Annotated in this window: 18 protein-coding genes and 1 other RNA gene; 10 read left to right on the top strand and 9 right to left on the bottom strand. The window is 63.3% G+C overall.

Translation table 11 applies throughout. The features are described 5' to 3' along the window. Positions 1-22: 22 nt before the first annotated feature. From ORS3428_RS29395 to ffs, 4 genes are all read right to left on the bottom strand, one after another. A complete protein-coding gene (locus tag ORS3428_RS29395; protein ID WP_071101773.1) occupies positions 23-1,000 on the bottom strand; it encodes a cell wall hydrolase in 978 nt (325 codons plus the stop codon). 217 nt (positions 1,001-1,217) lie between these two features. Continuing rightward, positions 1,218-1,541 (bottom strand): YbaB/EbfC family nucleoid-associated protein, encoded by a 324-nt coding sequence (locus ORS3428_RS29390; RefSeq protein WP_071101772.1) that lies wholly within the window; start codon positions 1,539-1,541, stop codon positions 1,218-1,220. 68 nt (positions 1,542-1,609) lie between these two features. Then, positions 1,610-3,421: a DNA polymerase III subunit gamma/tau gene (locus tag ORS3428_RS29385; protein WP_071101771.1), complete on the bottom strand. Its 1,812-nt coding sequence runs from the start codon at positions 3,419-3,421 to the stop codon at positions 1,610-1,612. A gap of 106 nt (positions 3,422-3,527) precedes the next feature. Continuing rightward, an RNA gene (ffs, locus tag ORS3428_RS29380) (signal recognition particle sRNA small type) lies at positions 3,528-3,624 on the bottom strand. A gap of 180 nt (positions 3,625-3,804) precedes the next feature. Here ffs and ORS3428_RS29375 point away from each other — a divergent pair. From ORS3428_RS29375 to ORS3428_RS29365, 3 genes are read left to right on the top strand one after another with little or no spacing between them, the layout of a single operon-like run. Beyond that, positions 3,805-4,224: an HIT domain-containing protein gene (locus tag ORS3428_RS29375; protein WP_071101770.1), complete on the top strand. Its 420-nt coding sequence runs from the start codon at positions 3,805-3,807 to the stop codon at positions 4,222-4,224. A 52-nt stretch (positions 4,225-4,276) separates the two neighbouring features. Beyond that, positions 4,277-5,218, top strand: coding sequence for an NAD(+) diphosphatase (gene nudC, locus ORS3428_RS29370; RefSeq protein WP_071101769.1), 942 nt, complete (start codon positions 4,277-4,279; stop codon positions 5,216-5,218). Between the two features lie 10 nt (positions 5,219-5,228). Next, positions 5,229-5,531 (top strand): Dabb family protein, encoded by a 303-nt coding sequence (locus tag ORS3428_RS29365; RefSeq protein WP_071101768.1) that lies wholly within the window; start codon positions 5,229-5,231, stop codon positions 5,529-5,531. Between the two features lie 95 nt (positions 5,532-5,626). Here the strand turns inward: ORS3428_RS29365 and ORS3428_RS29360 are convergent, their stop codons facing one another. Both ORS3428_RS29360 and ORS3428_RS29355 read right to left on the bottom strand, forming a co-directional pair. Next, positions 5,627-6,490: a prephenate dehydratase gene (locus tag ORS3428_RS29360; protein ID WP_071101767.1), complete on the bottom strand. Its 864-nt coding sequence runs from the start codon at positions 6,488-6,490 to the stop codon at positions 5,627-5,629. Between the two features lie 26 nt (positions 6,491-6,516). Beyond that, positions 6,517-7,245 carry a 3-deoxy-manno-octulosonate cytidylyltransferase gene (locus ORS3428_RS29355; RefSeq protein ID WP_071101766.1) on the bottom strand — a complete coding sequence of 243 codons (729 nt, stop codon included), beginning with the start codon at positions 7,243-7,245 and terminating at the stop codon, positions 6,517-6,519. Positions 7,246-7,436: 191 nt separating this feature from the next. Here ORS3428_RS29355 and ORS3428_RS29350 point away from each other — a divergent pair, with 191 nt between their 5' ends. After that, a complete protein-coding gene (locus tag ORS3428_RS29350) occupies positions 7,437-8,075 on the top strand; it encodes a c-type cytochrome (protein WP_071101765.1) in 639 nt (212 codons plus the stop codon). Between the two features lie 53 nt (positions 8,076-8,128). Here the strand turns inward: ORS3428_RS29350 and ORS3428_RS34160 are convergent, their stop codons facing one another. Next, positions 8,129-8,578 carry a hypothetical protein gene (locus ORS3428_RS34160; protein ID WP_244508139.1) on the bottom strand — a complete coding sequence of 150 codons (450 nt, stop codon included), beginning with the start codon at positions 8,576-8,578 and terminating at the stop codon, positions 8,129-8,131. Between ORS3428_RS34160 and ORS3428_RS29345 the strand changes: the two genes are divergently transcribed. From ORS3428_RS29345 to ORS3428_RS29320, 6 genes are all read left to right on the top strand, one after another. Next, positions 8,543-10,132, top strand: a complete 1,590-nt coding sequence (locus ORS3428_RS29345) for an extracellular solute-binding protein (RefSeq protein ID WP_244508138.1) — start codon at positions 8,543-8,545, stop codon at positions 10,130-10,132. The genes ORS3428_RS34160 and ORS3428_RS29345 overlap by 36 nt on opposite strands. Continuing rightward, positions 10,132-12,009 (top strand): extracellular solute-binding protein, encoded by a 1,878-nt coding sequence (locus tag ORS3428_RS29340; RefSeq protein WP_071101763.1) that lies wholly within the window; start codon positions 10,132-10,134, stop codon positions 12,007-12,009. Before ORS3428_RS29345 ends, ORS3428_RS29340 begins: the two co-directional genes overlap by 1 nt. Before the next feature lie 30 nt (positions 12,010-12,039). Then, complete coding sequence (locus ORS3428_RS29335; protein WP_071101762.1) at positions 12,040-13,134, top strand: microcin C ABC transporter permease YejB; 1,095 nt, start codon at positions 12,040-12,042, stop codon at positions 13,132-13,134. Continuing rightward, complete coding sequence (locus ORS3428_RS29330; RefSeq protein ID WP_071101761.1) at positions 13,134-14,270, top strand: ABC transporter permease; 1,137 nt, start codon at positions 13,134-13,136, stop codon at positions 14,268-14,270. Before ORS3428_RS29335 ends, ORS3428_RS29330 begins: the two co-directional genes overlap by 1 nt. Further along, positions 14,267-15,895, top strand: coding sequence for an ABC transporter ATP-binding protein (locus ORS3428_RS29325; protein ID WP_071101760.1), 1,629 nt, complete (start codon positions 14,267-14,269; stop codon positions 15,893-15,895). The genes ORS3428_RS29330 and ORS3428_RS29325 overlap by 4 nt, the downstream gene beginning before the upstream one ends. A 94-nt stretch (positions 15,896-15,989) precedes the next feature. Continuing rightward, positions 15,990-16,931, top strand: a complete 942-nt coding sequence (locus ORS3428_RS29320; protein ID WP_071101759.1) for a 2-hydroxyacid dehydrogenase — start codon at positions 15,990-15,992, stop codon at positions 16,929-16,931. On the opposite strand, the gene ORS3428_RS29315 is transcribed toward ORS3428_RS29320, so the two are convergent. Together ORS3428_RS29315 and ORS3428_RS29310 are read right to left on the bottom strand one after the other, a co-directional pair. Beyond that, positions 16,925-17,305 (bottom strand): hypothetical protein, encoded by a 381-nt coding sequence (locus ORS3428_RS29315; protein ID WP_071101758.1) that lies wholly within the window; start codon positions 17,303-17,305, stop codon positions 16,925-16,927. The two genes, ORS3428_RS29320 and ORS3428_RS29315, sit on opposite strands and share 7 nt — an antisense overlap. A gap of 304 nt (positions 17,306-17,609) precedes the next feature. Next, on the bottom strand, positions 17,610-17,966 hold a 357-nt coding region (locus ORS3428_RS29310; RefSeq protein WP_443136887.1), incomplete at its 5' end, for a class I SAM-dependent DNA methyltransferase.

Genomic DNA, 17,966 nt, shown 5'->3' with positions numbered 1-17,966 from the left:
TCGAGGGTCGACCGAGGCTGGTTTAAAGCGGCCGGTCCTGGCTGATGATCAGCGCGCCGATGGCGTCGGTGTTCTCAGGCGTCGACTGGAAGCCCATCGTCGCTTCCTGCGACGCGCTCGGAACCGAGGTGACGTACCGGCCCTTCAAGACGCCGCCGAAGCGGGAGGCGTCCGGCTCTTCCATCGGCTCCTGCATCGCCACCACCGTCTGCTTGGCCGTGACGCGGCCGGACTTCTGCGCCGGCCCGGCGGAGGCCGTCATAGAAACCTGCTGGGCGGGGATGATCGTCGTCTTGTCCGGGAGCGCCGGCGCAGTCTCCGTCATGGCGGCCTGCTTAGCCGGATTCGGATGGACAATGGTCTTGACCAGCGGTTCGGCGGACGCCACGAGCACCGGCGCGGCAGGTGCGGCTTTCTGCGGTTCGGCCGAAGCCACGGCGACAGTCGGCTCATCCGGCAGCGGCTGCCAGTTGCGGCCGCGCTTCTCATAGAAGGCGTTGCCGCCGGCAACCATCGTGTAATGCATGTTCTTGTAGGGGAAACGCAGGCCGGCGGTGTGGAAATACATCGTGTTCTTGAGCTTGGCCTTCCGCTCGCCCCTGAGCACCGCCTCAGCGGCTTCCTCGACGTCCGGCAGCGCCCTCGAATTCATCGACCGCGTCAGCACGCCGGGAGCGAACTGGCCTCTCTCGCCGACGACCTCGCAAATGGTGCTGCCATGTTCACCCGAGCGCAGCCGGTTCATGACGACCGTGCCGACTGCTATCATGCCGTCGCGGCTCGACCTATTCGACTCGAAGAACATCGCCCTTTTCAGGCATTCCTTGTCCYTCATCGTGTACTTGTGGGAGCGCGAGCTGAGGAAGCTCGGGGTGACAGCGTCGGTCAGACTCGCCAYCGACATGCCGTGTGAAGTGGTCTGGCTGCAGCCAGCCAGAAGCAAGGGGGAAGTGACGATGCCTACGAGCAGCAGCGGCGTCTTCCATTGCGTCGCGATCAACAATAAAGCCTCATGTCCTGATGCCAGCCCGTCCCAGGGATGTGGCAAGAATGAGACTCTTTCCGGCAAAAAAATGGCTAGACGGTTAGCAACTTCTGGACATAGGTAAAACTTTATGAATGTCGCGAAATAGCCGCGTGAGCAAAGCCGGCAAATGGTTAATATTGCGGCTCGGGCTCAATTCTCGTTCATAATCAATTAACTGGCYGCAGCCGCCTCAGAATGGCAATTTCATTCCGGGTGGAATCGGCAGGCCAGCCGTCAAGGCCTTGGTCTTTTCCTGCATGACCTGCTCGACCTTATTCTTGGCATCATTGTGAGCGGCGAGCAGCAGGTCTTCCAGGATCTCGACCTCGTCGTCCTTGAGGAGCGAGGGATCGATCTTCAGCGCCTTCATCTCGAACTTGCCGGTCAGCGTCACGCTGACCAAGCCGCCGCCCGCCTGGCCGGTGGCCTCGAGCGTCGCGATCTCATCCTGCATGGCCTGGAACTTGGCCTGCATTTCCTTCGCCTTGCCCATCAGGCCGAGAAGATCCTTCATCGCAAATATCCTCTTGGTTGGAGCATGATCTTGTCCGAAAACCGGTTCCCGCTTTTTGGGATCATGCTCTAGATTTCTTCGTCGTCAGCCGCCGGCTCGACCGGAAGGTCGGCTTCGGCGCCCTCCACTTCCGGCACTTCCGGAATACGCACGTCGATGATCTTGGCGCCTGGAAAGCGGGCGAGGATGGCGGCGACCGTCGGATCGCTCCTGGCGTCCGAGAACGCGTTCTCGCGCTTCGTCGTCTCCATCTCGGCCAGCGTCTGGCCGCCCTCTTCCTTCGACAGCGAGACCAGCCAGTTGCGGCCTGTCCAGGCGCGCAGCTTGGATGTCAGGTCGTTGAGCAGCATCTTCGGGGCATCGTCGGTCAGGCTGACATCGATGCGGCCGGGCTCGATGCGCACCAGCCGCACGCACCGCTTCAACAGCACCTTGAAGGCGATGTCGCGATTGGCATCGGCAAGGGCCGCGATGTCGGCCAGTGACTTCACCGGGACAGCGGGCGTTTCGACGACTGGCTCGGGTGCCGGTACGAAGGCGGCGGGCACGGGCTGCGCCTCGACCAGCCGCATCGTCTGCGCGCCGCCGTTGGAGGCCGGCATGCGCGCCTGCGCCACCACGCCGGCGCCGCCGCCGTTGCCGGYCGGCGCTCCGTTGGTGCGCGGCGCGCCGTTCGGCACAGGGACAGCGCCTTCCAATAATTTCAGCGCCTCGTCCAGCGTCGGCAGGTCGGCGGCGTGCGCAAGCCTGATCAGCACCATCTCGCCGGCGCTGACAGGACGGTTGGAGGACTGCACCTCGGGAATGCCCTTGAGCAGCATCTGCCAGGTCCGGGCAAGCACGCGCACCGACAGGGTGCCCGCGAATTCGGCGCCGCGCCGGCGCTCGTCCTCGGAGAGCGAGGCATCATCGGCCGCGGCCGGCACGAAACGCAGGCGGGTGACGAGGTGGTTGAATTCGGCGAGATCGGTGAGCACGGCGGCCGGGTCGGCGCCGGTGTCGTACTGCGCCCGGAACTCGGCCAAGGCCGCAGCGACATCGCCCTTCATGACATGCTCGAAGAGGTCGATGATGCGGGCGCGGTCGGCCAAGCCCAGCATGGCGCGCACCGCCTCGGCGCTGACCTTGCCGCTGCCGTGGGCGATCGCCTGGTCGAGGATGGAGAGCGAATCGCGCGCCGAGCCCTCGGCGGCGCGGGCGATCATCGCCAGGGCCTCGTCGTCGACGGAAATGCCTTCCTTAGCGGCGATCGCCGAAAGATGCGCGACCAGCGCGCCGGCGTCGATGCGGCGAAGATCGAAGCGCTGGCAGCGCGACAGAACCGTGATCGGCACCTTGCGGATCTCGGTGGTGGCGAAGATGAATTTGACGTGYGGCGGCGGCTCCTCCAGCGTCTTCAACAGGCCGTTGAAGGCTTGGGTGGAGAGCATGTGCACTTCGTCGATGATGTAGACCTTGTAGCGGGCCGAGACCGGCGCGTACCGCACGCGGTCGATGATGTCCCTGATGTCGTCGATGCCGGTGTGAGAGGCGGCGTCCATCTCGATGACGTCGACATGGCGACCTTCCATGATCGCCTGGCAATGCTCGCCGGGAATCGAAAGGTCGACCGAGGGCTGGTCGACGGTTGCGGTCTTGTAGTTGAGAGCACGCGCCAGGATGCGCGCCGTCGTCGTCTTGCCGACACCGCGCACGCCGGTCAGCATCCAGGCCTGGGCGATGCGGCCGGTGGCGAAGGCGTTGGTCAGGGTGCGCACCATCGGCTCCTGGCCGATCAGCTCGGAGAAATTCGAGGGGCGATATTTGCGCGCCAGCACGCGATAGGCGCCGGTCTTGCCTGTCTCCAGGCTTTCAGCCCCCAAATTTCCGGCTTCGCTCATTCGCCGTCAAAAGCTCCAAGGACCGCGACGGAAGGCGGCCGATTCCTGCGCATAGTCTCACCCGCACGGCTCGGCGCCGTCAATGTCGCGGGAGAAAGGCGAAGAGGTGGGAGGCTGGAACAATGACCCGTTCCGGGCTCGTTAGGGCTGCTTCCTTCCGGACCTGACCCGGTTGGCGAGTGGATCGTCCACCACCAACCTCCCACGCCCCATATCGGCAATTCAGCGGCGAAATGCAAGGGTAGAGGTGAATGGCCGGCGGGGCCAAGCAGGCGACAAAGCCTTCAAATCCACAATGGCGGCCAATGATTCGCTTGCAGCCACCTTGCCGCCGCTCTAGCGTTCCGAGTTTGGAAAATACTGCAAAAGCGAAGGAAACACCCATGCTGCCTGGCCTCAAGGCCGGATTTGCGCTGGACGCCCGACTGGAGGCGGACAGTGAGCAGCTTATGTGGCTCGGCCTGTGCGAGCTCAGGCTGATGAACGACCGCCGCTGGCCATGGCTGGTTCTGGTGCCGCAGCGTCCGGGGGTCGAGGAACTGCACGACATGACGCCGCTCGACCAGGCAATGCTGACCTTCGAGACCAACATGGTGGCRCAGGCGCTGAAGCAGGTGACGGGCTGCACCAAGATCAACACCGGCGCGCTCGGCAACATCGTTCGCCAGCTGCATGTCCACGTCATTGCCCGCAGCGAAGGCGATCCCGGCTGGCCGGGGCCGGTGTGGGGACACGGCATGCGCGTGCCCTATCAACGCCCCGAACTCTACCGGTTTGCCGAAACAATCAAGGCGGCGCTATAAGCCGATCAGTGTCCACCCTGCGCTTTCCCGAGTTCCCCAACCCTGAGTCCCCATGAGCTTCCGCCTGTTTGACGCRCCACAGCGCGAGCCGAGCCAGTTCGTCGGCTTCGCCGGCAACCGGATCGACCGGCAATCGGAAAACCGCGCCGACGACGCCGTCGAGAAAGCGCTTGYAGATCAAACCGCGCGGCTGATGCTGATGCATGGCGGCCGGCTTTACCYGAAACTGGAGGACGGCAGGTTCGACCCCTGGTTCAAGGCGGCCGAAAGCCAGGCCTTCGACGCTTCGCTCGACCGCGGCGTGCTGCTCGGCTTTTCGGAGAACGGACCGGTGCTTGCAGTGCCCGCAGGCATCGAGCCGGAAAATCTGCCGGAAACGATCAAGGCGATCGACTACCGCTCCGTCTACATGCAGGGCTTGATCGACGAGGCGGCGGCCGGCGCGCTGGCGCAGGGTGCGGCGCTGCTTGCCTGGCACGCCAGCCACGGCTTCTGCAGCAAATGCGGCAGTCCGTCGGAAATGCGCGCCGGCGGCTACCGGCGGCACTGCCCGGCATGCGGCACCGAGCATTTTCCGCGCACGGACCCAGTGGCGATCATGCTGACGGTGACGCGCGAGAAATGCCTGCTCGGGCGCGGCCGGCATTTCGCGCCGGGCATGTATTCGGCCCTGGCCGGCTTCATCGAGCCGGGCGAGACGATCGAGGCGGCGGTCCGCCGCGAGACCCTGGAAGAGGCCGGCATACGGCTCGGCCGCGTCGTCTACCACGCCAGCCAACCCTGGCCGTTCCCCTATTCGCTGATGATCGGCTGCTTCGGCGAGCCGCTCAACGAGGACATCCAGGCCGACCTCAACGAGCTGGAAGACTGCCGCTGGTTCCCGCGAGACGAGGTGCGCTCGATGCTGGAGAGAGACCATGCCGGCGGCTTGATCACGCCGCCCAAGGGGGCGATCGCCTACCACCTCATCCGCGCCTGGGTCGACAGCGAATAGGAGCCGAAAAATGATCCGTCATACCGTCGTCTTCACRCTCAAGCATCCGCCGCATTCGCTGGAGGCGAAGCGGTTCCTGCACGATGCGAAAAAGATCCTCGCCGCGATCAAGGGCGTCACGCATTTCGAGCAGCTGCGCCAGGTGAGCCCCAAGAACGACTACCAGTTCGGCTTCTCGATAGAGTTCGCCGACCAGGCCGCCTACACCAGGTACAATGAGCATCCCGACCACGTCGCCTTCGTCCGCGACCGCTGGGTGCCGGAGGTCGAGGCGTTTATCGAGTTCGACTATGTGCCGTTGGGATGGGGGTGATATCGGGTTGAGTRCAAACGTCGGAGACTAGCGAAGGCCTTCGCCAATCTCGAAGGTCGTGARCTCCGAACCGCCGGTTGACGGCCACCAACCGTTCAGTCCGCGACTTTCCACTGCTCGCGCGACGCACTCGCCGGATAGACGCCGAGGATGCGCATTTCGCGCGAGAAGAAGCGCAATTCGTCGAGCGCCARCTTGACCAGCGGATCGTCGGGGTGGCCTTCGATATCGGCATAAAACAGCGTCGCGGTGAAGGCACCGAGCTGGTAGCTCTCGAGCTTCGTCATATTGATGCCGTTGGTGGCGAAGCCGCCCATGGCCTTGTAGAGCGCGGCCGGCACGTTGCGGACGCGGAAGATGAAGGTGGTCATCATCTTGGCGTCCAGCGATGGGCGCTCAGCCCACTGCTTGTTCTTGGTCAGCACGACAAAGCGGGTGACGTTGCTGTCGGTGTCCTCGACATTCTCCTCGATGATGTCGAGGCCGTAGAGCTCCGCGGCGAGGGCCGGGGCAAGCGCCGCCATGGTGCGGTCCTTGACCTCGGACACCATCTTCGCCGACCCAGCCGTATCGCCGGCGACCACCGGCTTCCAGCCGTTCTTGCGGATGTATTTGCGGCACTGGCCGAGCGCATGGATATGGCTGTGCACGGTCTTGATCTCTTCGCGCTTCACGCCCGGCAGCACCATCAGCTGGAAGTGGATCGGCAGGAAATACTCGCCGACGATGTGCAGCTTGGATTCCGGCAGCAGATGATGGATGTCGGCGACGCGCCCGGCGATCGTGTTCTCGATCGGGATCATGGCGAGCTCGGCCTTGCCGGTCTCGACCGCGTTGAAGGCGTCCTCGAAAGTCGGACAGGGCAACGGCTCCATCGACGGGAACATGTTGCGGCAGGCGGTATCGGAGTTGGCGCCGGGCTCGCCCTGGAAGGAGATTTTGTTGGTCTTTTCAGGCATGCGCCAATGTCTCGCTTACGGATGTCTCAGTTCGAAAGGATCTGCCTGGCGCGCTCGAGGTCGTCGGGCGTGTCGACGCCGAGCGGCAGCGACCGCACGATCTCGGCATCGATGCGCATGCCGGCTTCCAGCGCCCGCAGCTGCTCCAGCCGCTCACGGCGCTCGAGCGGCGACGGCTTCAGCGCCACGAAGCGCTCCAGCGCCGCGCGCCGATAGGCGTAAAGGCCGACATGATGATAGAGCGGGCCGTCTCCCCAGGGCGCCGTCGCGCGGGTGAAATAGAGCGCTTTCAGCCTCGTCGCGGAGAGCGGCGAGCCGACGATCTTGACGACGTTCGGATTGGTCTTCTCCTCGTCGCGGACGATCTCGACGCCGAGCGTTGCGATGTCGACCGACGCCTCGGCGAAGGGCCTGAGCGACGCRCCGATGATTTCGGGGTCGATGGTCGGCAGATCGCCCTGGACATTGACGATGGTCTCGACCTTTTTTCCCGGGTCAAGCGCGGTGAGGGCCTCGAAGATGCGGTCGGACCCGGATTCGTGGTCCATGCGGGTCATCACCGCCTCGAAACCATGCGACCGCACCGCCTCCGCGACGGCCTGCGTGTCGGTCGCAACCACGACGCGGCCGAGCCCGGCCTCGGTGGCGCGGCGGGCGACGTGGACGATCATCGGAGCGCCGGYAATGTCGGCCAGCGGCTTGCCCGGCAGGCGCGTCGAGGCCATGCGGGCGGGGATCAGGATCAAGGTCGACATGGGACTTTCGGGGCGGCGAGAAAGCGGATGGAAAAGTGGCAAAACGTCTCACTGGAAGCGCCCTTATAGGTGTTGCAACGCCGAAGCAAAAGACCTAGTTTCCGCGCGATTTGACTGGCCCGTTCGGGCCATTCGCTATACCGACGGACGGAGTGGACGGGACGGTCCGCCGGAAAAGGAGCAAGGGGCGCATGGATTCCAACGAAGTCAACAAGCTGCTCGCCGGATTCCTCGGAACCTGCTTCATCGTCTTTTCCGTGGGCATCGTGTCAAACGGGCTGTTTGCTTCGCCCCCGCCCGAGAAGCCCGRCTTCGCCATCCAGGCTCAGGAGCCGACCGAAGGCGGCGGCGCAGCCGCTCCGGCCGCTGAGGCCAAGCCGATCGCCGATCTCCTGCCCAAGGCCAACGTCGAGGCAGGCGCCGCCATCTTCAAGAAGTGCCAGGCCTGTCATTCCGGCGAGAAGGGCGGCCCGAACAAGGTCGGTCCGGACCTCTGGGATGTCATTGAGCGCCCCGTCGCCGAGCACGAAGGCTTCGCCTATTCGGCGGGCATGAAGGACTTCTCCAAGGGCGGACAGGAGAAGTGGACCTACGACAATCTGTACCATTTCATAGCCTCGCCGAAGAAATTCGTGAAGGGCACGGCGATGGGCTTTGCCGGCCTGCCGAAGGACGAGGACCGCGCCGACGTGATTGCCTATCTGCGCACGCTGTCGGACAATCCGAAGCCGCTACCGCAGCCGGGCGCTTCCGCAGAAGCCAAGCCCGCCGAAGGCGCAAAGCCGGCGGAAGGCGCTGCACCCGCAAAGCCGGCTGCACCCGCGAAATAAACAATTTGTCATGAAGACTCCTTGGAAAAGCCGGGTTCGTCCCGGCTTTTCTGTTAGGAAGCCGCATATGCTGCGACAAAAGCCGCGGCTGCGGTTTTCACCGGCGTCAAATGATCTAGATTGCCGCTGAATACTATTCGCGACGTGGAGAACGCATGACGGCTGGCCGCTCCCCGACACTTTTCGCATCGATGGCGCTTTTCGCATCGATACTGGCGGTCGCCGTCTTCGTCAGCCAGCAGGCCAGTTCCGCCGATGAATGGCACACAACCTCCTCGCTGATCGGCGGCTCCAAATACGGCGACAATTTCCAGCACTATGACTACGTTAACCCGAACGCGCCGAAGGGCGGGACGGTGAACCGCATAGTTGTCGGCACTTTCGACAGCTTCAATCCCTATATCGTGCAAGGTTCCGCCGCCGCCGGCTTCTCGCAGTTCGGCGGCGGACTGCTCTACGACACGCTGATGGAGCAGGCGACCGATGAAGGCAGCGTCAGCCATCCGCTGGTCGCGGAGGCCTACAAATACCCGCCGGACTATTCGTCCGCGACCTACCGGCTCAACCCTCAAGCCAAATGGCATGACGGCCAGCCGATCACCGTCGACGACGTGATCTGGTCGTTCCAGGTGCTCAAAGCCAACAGCCCGATGTACAACCGCTATTTCGAGAATGTGACCGAGGCGGTCGCCGTCTCGAACCGCGAGGTCKAGTTCCATTTCAACCAGAAGGGCAACCGGGAACTGCCAAAGATTTTGGGCGACCTCGTCGTGCTGCCGAAGCATTGGTGGGAAGGCACCGACGCCAGCGRCAAGAAGCGCGACATCACCAGGCCGACGCTCGAGCCACCGCTTGGCTCCRGCGCCTACAAGATCGCCAGCTTCAAGCCGGGATCAGAGATCGTCTGGCAGCGCGTGBCCGACTATTGGGGCGCCAGGCTGCCGGTGAAGATCGGCCGCGAGAATTTCGATACCCAGCGCTTCAGCTACTTCCTCGATGACAATGCATCTTGGCAGGCTTTCACCAAGGGCGGCTTTGAGGACTTTCGCGTGGAGGCGCGCGCCCAACGCTGGGCGGTCGAATACACATTCCCCGCCATCAAATCAGGGGATGTTGTCAAGAAGGAGTACCCCGTCACCTCCCCACAGCCGATGCAGGCTTATGTCATGAATACGCGCCGGCCGCTTTTTCAAGACGTACGGGTGCGTCAAGCTTTGACCTACGCGTATGATTTCGAGAGCATGAACCGGACTATCTTTTTTGGTGCATATACGCGCACCGATAGCTATTTCGAAGGTGGCGAACTGGCCTCGAACGGGTTGCCGCAAGGCAAGGAGTTGGAGATTCTGCAGCAATACCGGGACAAACTGCCACCGCAGTTGTTCACGACGGAGTTCAAGCTGCCGGTCTACGACACGCCGCAATCAGCGCGTGAGAATTTGCGGAAAGCCTATGATCTCCTGAAGCAGGCAGGGTGGGTCAACAAAGGTGGCAAGTTGGTCAATGCGCAGTCGGGGAACCAATTCAAGATCGAGTTTCTTGGTAACGATCCTATCGACGAGCGCGTAGCCGCTCCCTTCATGGACAATCTGCGGCGTTTGGGCATCGTCGCCACCCTGCGGATCGTCGACGACAGCCAGWACACAAACCGCACCCGTGCCTTCGACTTCGACGTGCTGGCGTTGGCAAGCTTCCAGCAGTCGAACTCGCCTGGCAATGAGCAACGAGACTTTTGGAGTTCGAAAGCCGCTGATACACCAGGTTCGCGCAACCTTGCCGGCATCAGGAACCCGGTGGTCGACGCGTTGGTCGACCGCGTCATCTTCGCCACCGACCGCGACGACCTTGTCGCCGCCACGCATGCCCTCGACCGCGTGCTGCTCTGGAACTACTATATGGTGYCGCAGTGGCATTTGGGGAAAGTGCGCGCCGCATACTGGAACAAGTTCGACTTCCCTGAAAAACAACCTAGCTATATCGGCGTTGATCTCGATTCCTGGTGGGTCGATCCCGCGAAGGAAAAGGCGCTGGCCGCCAAGTACAAGGGCGTCAATTGATGAGGCGGCAAACTTTGCTTCCCCGTCRCGACTTCCTGGCGCTCGGCGCTGCGGCGGTGGCCGCGGCGCTGCTTCCYGGCAAGGGCTTTGCCGCCATTCCGACAGGCGTGAAAATGCATGGCCTGTCGGCTTTCGGCGATCTCAAATACAAGCCCGACTTTGCCCATTTCGACTATGTCAATGTCGACGCCCCGCAAGGCGGCACCTTCAACTTCTCGCCGCCCAACTGGGGCACCAACCAGAGCCCTTTGACATTCAACACGCTGAACTCCTTCGTGCCCAAGGGCGACGCGCCGCAGCGCATGGATATGTGCTTCGACTCGCTGATGGTGCGGGCGCTCGACGAGCCCGATGCCGTCTATGGGCTGATCGCCGACGGCGTCACGATTTCCGAGGACCGCAACGGCTTCACCTTCTCGCTGCGCCCGCAGGCGCGTTTCCATGACGGCACGCCGCTGACGGCAGAAGATGCGGCCTTCACGTTCAAGCTGCTCAAGGAGAAAGGACATCCGGAGTACTCGCTGTCGCTGACGCATCTCGAGGATGCGGTGGCGAAGGATGTCCACACGGTCGAGCTCAAATTCTCCGGCAAGCAATCGGCCCGCACCATCCTCAACGTCGTCGGTTTTCCGATCCTGTCCAAAGCCTTCTATACGGCCAACCCCTTCGATTCCTCGCAGCTCAACCCGCCGCTCGGATCGGGTGCCTACAGGGTCGGGCGGTGGTCGGCGGGCGCCTGGATCGAATATGAGCGGGTGGCGGACTATTGGGGCAACGACCTGCCGGTCAATCGGGGCCAATACAATTTCCAGCGCATCCGCATCGRATTCTACCAGGACCGCACAGCCGGATTCGAAGCCTTCAAGAAGGGCGAGATCCTCTATCGCGAGGAGTTCACCTCGCGCGTCTGGGCGACGGCTTACGACTTCCCCGCCTTCACAGCCGGCAAGGTGGTCAAGCATGAATTCCCGGCGGAAACGGTGCCGTCGATGCAGGCCACGGCCGTTAACCAGCGGCGTGCGCAGTTCCAGGACCCGCGCGTGCGGCAGGCGATCGCGCTCTGTTTCGACTTCGAATGGACCCGGCGCAATTTCTTCTACGGCTCCTATCAGCGCTCGCAATCCTGCTTCGAGAAATCCGACTTCCGCACCGAAGGCATGCCGTCGCCGCAAGAGCTGGCGCTGCTGGAGCCGCTGCGCGACAAGCTGCCGCCGGAGACCTTCGGCGAGGCGGTGTCACAGCCGGCCTCGGACGGTTCGGGACGCGACCGAAAGCTGCTCGGCAAGGCGGCGAAGCTGCTTGCCGAGGCGGGCTGGAAACGCTCCGGYGATTTCGTCGTCAACGACAAGGGCGCGCGGCTGCCTGCCGAATTCCTCGTCGAAGATGAGACCTTCGTGCAGGTCTATTCGCCCTGGGTCGCCAACATGAAGGCGATCGGCATCGATGCCTCGATCCGGCTGGTCGACTCCGCCCAATACCAGCTCAGGCAATCGACATTCGATTTCGACCTGATCTCGGCCGCTTTCTCCTTCAGCGCCACGCCGACCCGCGACGACCTCGAGATATTCTTCCATTCGCGAAGCGCCGCCGTAGCGGGCTCGCGCAACCTGCCGGGCGTAGCGAGCCCGGCGATCGACGCCCTGGTCGATGCCGTCGGCGCCGCGAAGGATCGCGAAAGCCTCACCGTTGCGATGCGGGCGCTCGATCGGGCCTTGCGTGCGCGACGCGATTGGATTCCAAGTTGGTACCTGGCGAATCACCGAAGCGCCTTTTGGGACATGTTCGGCTTTCCCGAGCACAAACCCGATTTCGGCTTTCCGGTCGAAGCGCTGTGGTGGGTCGACAAGGGCAAGGCGGCAAGAATTGGCAAAGCCTGACACTCCCTTTAGCGCAGGGGCGGCAGCCTGATGGGCGCCTATATCCTGCGGCGCATCCTTCTGATGATCCCGACGCTGTTGGGCATCATGGCGATCTCATTCGCCGTCATCCAGTTCGCTCCCGGCGGGCCGGTGGAACAGGTCGTCGCCAAGCTCACCAACCAGGGTGGCGCCGATCGCCTCGGCGGCGGTGGTGGCGATGCCGGCGCCACCAATTTGGACGTCGCCGGCGATGTCGGCTCGAAATACCGCGGCGCGCAGGGGCTCGATCCCGAATTCATCAAGAAGCTGGAAAAGCAATTCGGCTTCGACAAGCCGCCGCTCGAGCGCTTCGGCATGATGCTGTGGAACTATCTCCGCTTCGATTTCGGCGACAGCTATTTCCGCGACATCTCGGTGCTCGACCTGATCCTGGAAAAGATGCCGGTGTCGATCTCGATCGGGCTGTGGATCACGCTTTTGTCCTACCTGATCTCGATCCCGCTCGGCATCCGCAAGGCGGTGCAGGACGGCTCGACCTTCGACGTCTGGACGAGCGGCGTGGTGATTGTCGGCTACGCCATTCCCGGCTTCCTGTTCGGCATCCTGCTGATGGTGCTGTTTGYCGGCGGCTCCTTCTGGGACTGGTTCCCGCTGCGCGGCATCGTTWCCGACAATTGGGACCAGTTGTCCTGGCCGGACAAGATCATCGACTATTTCTGGCACATGACGCTGCCRCTCACCGCGCTGGTGCTGTCGGCCTTCGCCACGACGACGCTTTTGACCAAGAACTCCTTCCTGGAGGAGATCCGCAAGCAGTATGTGGTGACGGCGCGCGCCAAGGGCCTCTCGGAGCGCAAGGTGCTCTACGGCCACGTCTTCCGCAACGCCATGCTGATCGTCATCGCCGGCTTTCCCGGCGCCTTCATTTCAGCCTTCTTCACCGGCTCGCTGCTGATCGAGAACATCTTCTCGCTCGACGGGCTCGRCCTGCTCGGCTTCAAGTCGGTGATCGACCGCGACTATCCGGTGGTGTTTGCCAACCTCTACATCTTTTCGCTGCTCGGCCTCTTCGTCAATCTTCTGTCCGACCTGATCTACACCTGGGTCGATCCGCGCATCGACTTCGAGCGGAGGGACATCTGATGGCAGAGGCCRCCGCAACGACGCGAGAACGCGCCGCGCGCCCCCGGCTGTCGCAGCTCAACCAGCGGYGGCTGCAGAACTTCAAGGCGAACCGGCGCGGCTACTGGTCGCTGTGGATCTTCCTCTTGCTGTTCGTGCTTTCGCTGTTTTCCGAGCTGATCGCCAACGACAAGCCGATCATCGCCTCCTACAAGGGCGAGATCCTGTTTCCAGTTCTTGTCGCCTATCCGGAAGAGAAGTTCGGCGGCTTCTATGCCGTCACCGACTATCGTGACCCGGTCATCCAGGACGAGATCAATGCCAATGGCTGGATGATCTGGCCGCCGGTGCGCTACTCCTACCAGACCGTCAACAACGCCATTCCGGAGGCTGCGCCCGCCAAGCCCTCCTGGCTCTATGACAGGAAGACGCGCTGCAAACAGTATCCGCAAGGCGAGGCCGATCCCAACTGCATCATCGGCAACTGGAATTGGCTGGGCACTGACGACCAGGCGCGCGACGTGTTGGCGCGCGTGCTCTACGGCTTCCGCATCTCGGTGCTGTTCGGGCTGATCCTGACGCTCGGCTCCTCCGTGATCGGCGTCGCGGCCGGCGCGGCGCAGGGCTATTTCGGCGGCTGGACGGATCTTCTGTTCCAGCGCTTCATCGAGATCTGGTCGGCCATCCCGGTGCTCTATCTGCTGCTCATCATCTCCGCCATCCTGCCGCCCGGCTTCTTCATCCTGCTCGGCCTGATGCTCCTGTTCTCCTGGGTGGCGCTGGTCGGCGTGGTGCGGGCCGAGTTCCTGCGGGCGCGCAATTTCGAATATGTCAACGCGGCGCGCGCGCTCGGCGTGCCCAACCTCACCATCATGTTCCGCCACCTCCTGCCCAACGCGATGGTGGCGACGCTGACCTTCCTGCCGTTCCTGCTCTCAGGCTCGATCTCGACGCTGACCTCGCTCGACTATCTGGGCTTCGGCCTGCCGCCCGGCTCCGCCTCGCTCGGCGAGTTGCTGAAGCAGGCGCAGCGCAATCTCAACGCGCCCTGGCTCGGCATCTCCGGCTTCATCGTTATTTCGGTAATGCTGTCGCTGCTGGTGTTCATCGGCGAAGCGACGCGCGACGCCTTCGATCCGCGCAAGACGTTCAGATGAGTGAAGCCCTGCTTTCCGTCCGCGATTTGAGCGTCGCCTTCGCGCAAGGCGGCGRGCAGTCGATGGCCGTCGATCACATCTCCTTCGATATCGCCAAGGGCGAGACGCTGGCGCTGGTCGGCGAGTCCGGTTCGGGCAAATCGGTCTCGGCGCTGTCGGTGCTGAAGCTCCTGCCCTACCCCGCGGCCAGCCATCCCTCGGGAAAGATCCTGTTCCATGGCGCCGATCTGCTGATCGCCAACGAAAAGACCTTGCGCAGTGTGCGCGGCAACAAGATCACCATGATCTTCCAGGAGCCGATGACCTCGCTCAATCCGCTGCACACGATCGAGCAGCAGATCGTCGAGGTCCTGAAGCTGCACCAGGGTCTCGGCGACAGGCAGGCGCGGGCGCACGTGCTGGAACTGCTGACCGAGGTCGGCATCCGCGATCCGCACAAGCGGCTCGATGCCTATCCGCACCAGCTGTCGGGCGGCCAGCGCCAGCGCGCCATGATCGCCATGGCTCTGGCCAACGAACCGGAGCTGCTGATCGCCGACGAGCCGACGACGGCGCTCGACGTCACCGTACAGGCGCAGATCCTCGAGCTGCTCGCGAAACTCAAAAGCCGCAAGGGCATGTCGATGCTCTTCATCACCCACGACCTCGGCATCGTCAGAAAGATCGCCGACCGCGTCTGCGTGATGACCAAGGGCAAGATCGTCGAGACCGGRCCAACCAGGGAAATCTTCGCCAACCCCCGGCACGCCTATACCAAGCACCTGCTGGCGGCCGAGCCGAAGGGCAAGCCGCCGGCGGCGAATGCCGGCGCCCAGGCGGTGATGACCGGCAAGGAGATCAAGGTCTGGTTCCCGATCAAGCGCGGCTTCTTCCGCCGCACCGTCGACCACGTGAAGGCGGTGGACGGCATCGACGTCACCGTGCGTGCCGGCCAGACGCTCGGCGTCGTCGGCGAGTCCGGTTCCGRCAAAACGACGCTCGGCCTGGCGCTGGCCCGGATGATCTCCTCGACGGGCGCGATCAATTTCAACGGGCGGGACATCAACCAGCTGTCCTTCAGCGCCATGCGGCCGCTGAGACGCGAGCTGCAGATCGTTTTCCAGGACCCGTTCGGTTCCTTGAGCCCGCGCATGTCGGTGGCGGAGATCATCGAGGAAGGACTGAAGATCCACGAGCCGAAACTCTCGCCCGATGATCGTGACGAGAAGGTCGTTGCGGTTCTCAAGGAGGTCGGGCTCGACCCCGAAACGCGCCATCGCTATCCGCACGAATTTTCCGGCGGCCAGCGCCAGCGCGTCGCCATCGCGCGCGCCATGGTGCTCAATCCGCGCTTCGTCATGCTCGACGAGCCGACCTCGGCGCTCGACATGAGCGTGCAGGCGCAGGTGGTCGACCTCTTGCGCAACCTCCAGGCCAGGCACAACCTCGCCTATCTTTTCATCAGCCACGACCTGAAAGTCATCCGCGCCCTTGCCAATGACGTGATCGTCATGCGCAATGGCCAGATCGTCGAGGCCGGGCCRTCCGAACAGATTTTCAACAGCCCGCAGACCGACTATACCCGGGCGCTGATCTCGGCCGCATTCCGGATCGAAACGGCGCCGACCGGCGTCGTCAGCGAATAGGCTGTTTGCTTTTCACGCAATTCCGGACGAAAAACCGCGACACACTTTTCCTGGAACTGCTCCGGGACTGAATAACARGGACTGACATCCGAAAATGGAAAAAGGCAAAATCCTGCTGGCCGTCACCGCGTTTCATCCGCAGCGCTGGCACCAGCTGCTGGCGGCCGAGCGCGAGGTGGTGCTGGAGCCGGACGGAGCCAGCGATCCCTCGATCGCCTATGCGGTGGTGTGGAAGCACAAGCCGAACCTGCTCTCCCGGCTGCCCAACCTGCGCGCCATCTTCTCCGTCGGCGCCGGCGTCGACCACATCTTCGCCGATCCCGGCCTGCCCGACGTGCCCATCGTCAGGGTCGTCGCCGACAATCTCACGCAATACATGACCGAATATGTCGTCTGGCGGGTGCTCGATCACCATCGGCATGGCATGCTCTACCGGGCGCAGCAGCCGAAGAAGATCTGGCACGAGCCGCTACAGCGGCCGGCCGGGGACATCTCCGTCGGCATCATGGGGCTAGGCCATCTCGGGCGTGCCGCCRCATCGGTGCTGCTTTCGCTCGGCTTCGCCGTGAACGGCTGGTCGCGCACCGAGCACCCGATGCAGGGCGTCTCGACCTATTCCGGAGAAGCAGGGTTCATCCCGTTCCTCAACGCCACCGACATACTGGTGGTGCTTTTGCCGCTCACGCCGCGCACGCAGGGCATCATCAACTACGGATTGCTGAAGGAATTGCGCAGGCGCAACGGCCTCGGCGGCGCGGTGCTGATCAATGCCGGGCGCGGTCGGCTGCAGAAGGACGTCGACATCCTGCGCGCGCTGGATGACAACACCCTCAAAGAGGCGAGCCTCGACGTGTTCGAGGTCGAGCCGCTGCCGAAGACCAGCCCGCTTTGGAGCCATCCGAAAGTGTTCGTGACGCCGCATGCGGCGGCAACCTCGGACCCGGCCCATCTGGTGCCGATCATGCTTCGGCAGATGGACGCATTCGAGCGCGGCGAAAAGCTCGAAAACCTGGTCGACCGCGAAGCGGGCTATTGAGGCGGAGAGGCAGGCTTCGAGCCGGGCAGTTCCAATTTCTTCTTCGGCTTGCCGCATTCGCGGCGGTCGATCGAGCGGTTCATGGCGTCGATCTGGCCGCTCGCCCTGTCGCTGTCGCGCCGCGCCTTGGAGCGCAGGTCGGGCGTGAACGGGCCGAAACCCATCGCCGGATTGGAAAAGGTGGGCTTCGCGGTGATCGGCAGATTGTATTGCTGCGCCAGCGCATTGCGGTTGGCGACCAGTTGATCGCAAGGCACGCTGTCATATTGCAGCGAGGACTGCACGTCCTCGTCCTGCCGTTCAGACATCGAGGTGCCGCCGACGCAGCCGGCAACGGTCAGGCAGGATGCCAACACCACCATGTTCCAGCGCATGGTATCCCTCCGTGCGGTATCCGCCCCCAAGCTTAACCCGACATGCGATTCGGGCTTTTTCGCGAGCAGCGATTCGGGCTTTCTTCGTAGCATAGGATCAATACGGACGTCGGCGGGACAGCACCCCCCTCTGTCCTGCCGGACATCTCCCCCGCAAGGGGGGAGATTGGCAGCTTCAGCCTGCCGTTCTTCCTGCGGCGCTGGAGATTGGCGAAGCCGCCGCGACATCCGATCTCCCCCCTTGCGGGGGAGATGGCCGGCAGGCCAGAGGGGGGTGTGAAGGAACGCTGCGTTTGATGATCCTTTATACCGCATGGCCTTTCCGGGTCACGACAGCCAAGCCTCCTACCGGCTCGCCGCGGTCATGGCGAATGGTGGTGCTCTCCAGCGAGAGGACGGAAAAACCACTGGCGCCAAGGACGCGCCGCACATAGGCCTCCGAATGCGCATAACGCCGTGACGGCAGCAGGGTAAAATCATCGCCGCTGGCAAGCGTCTCGACCGAGAACGCGAACACACCTTCATCGGCCAGTGCCTCGGCGACGGCCCCGGCAATGCGTTCGAGCGCGCCGACATAGATGAACACGTCGGCCGCGACCACGAGGTCGGCCTTCGCGCCGGTGTGAGAGAAGTGCTGAAGGTCGGCCTCGGCGAGCAGGTC

Origin of the sequence: Mesorhizobium sp. ORS 3428 (assembly GCF_001854785.1) — a bacterium.
GTDB lineage: Bacteria > Pseudomonadota > Alphaproteobacteria > Rhizobiales > Rhizobiaceae > Mesorhizobium.
The sequence above is the reverse complement of the archived record's forward strand: the minus strand, read 5'-3'. Positions and strand labels throughout refer to the sequence as shown.

Coding starts and splice junctions, on each gene's coding strand:
- ORS3428_RS29390 (WP_071101772.1), bottom strand. CDS start 1,541: ATGAAGGATCTTCTCGGCCTGATGGGCAAGGCGAAGGAAATGCAGGCC.
- ORS3428_RS34160 (WP_244508139.1), bottom strand. CDS start 8,578: ATGGCTGACGCTGCCTTCATCGGTCGCCTGCTCCATCAGCGTGTCGTA.
- ORS3428_RS29315 (WP_071101758.1), bottom strand. CDS start 17,305: ATGCGCTGGAACATGGTGGTGTTGGCATCCTGCCTGACCGTTGCCGGC.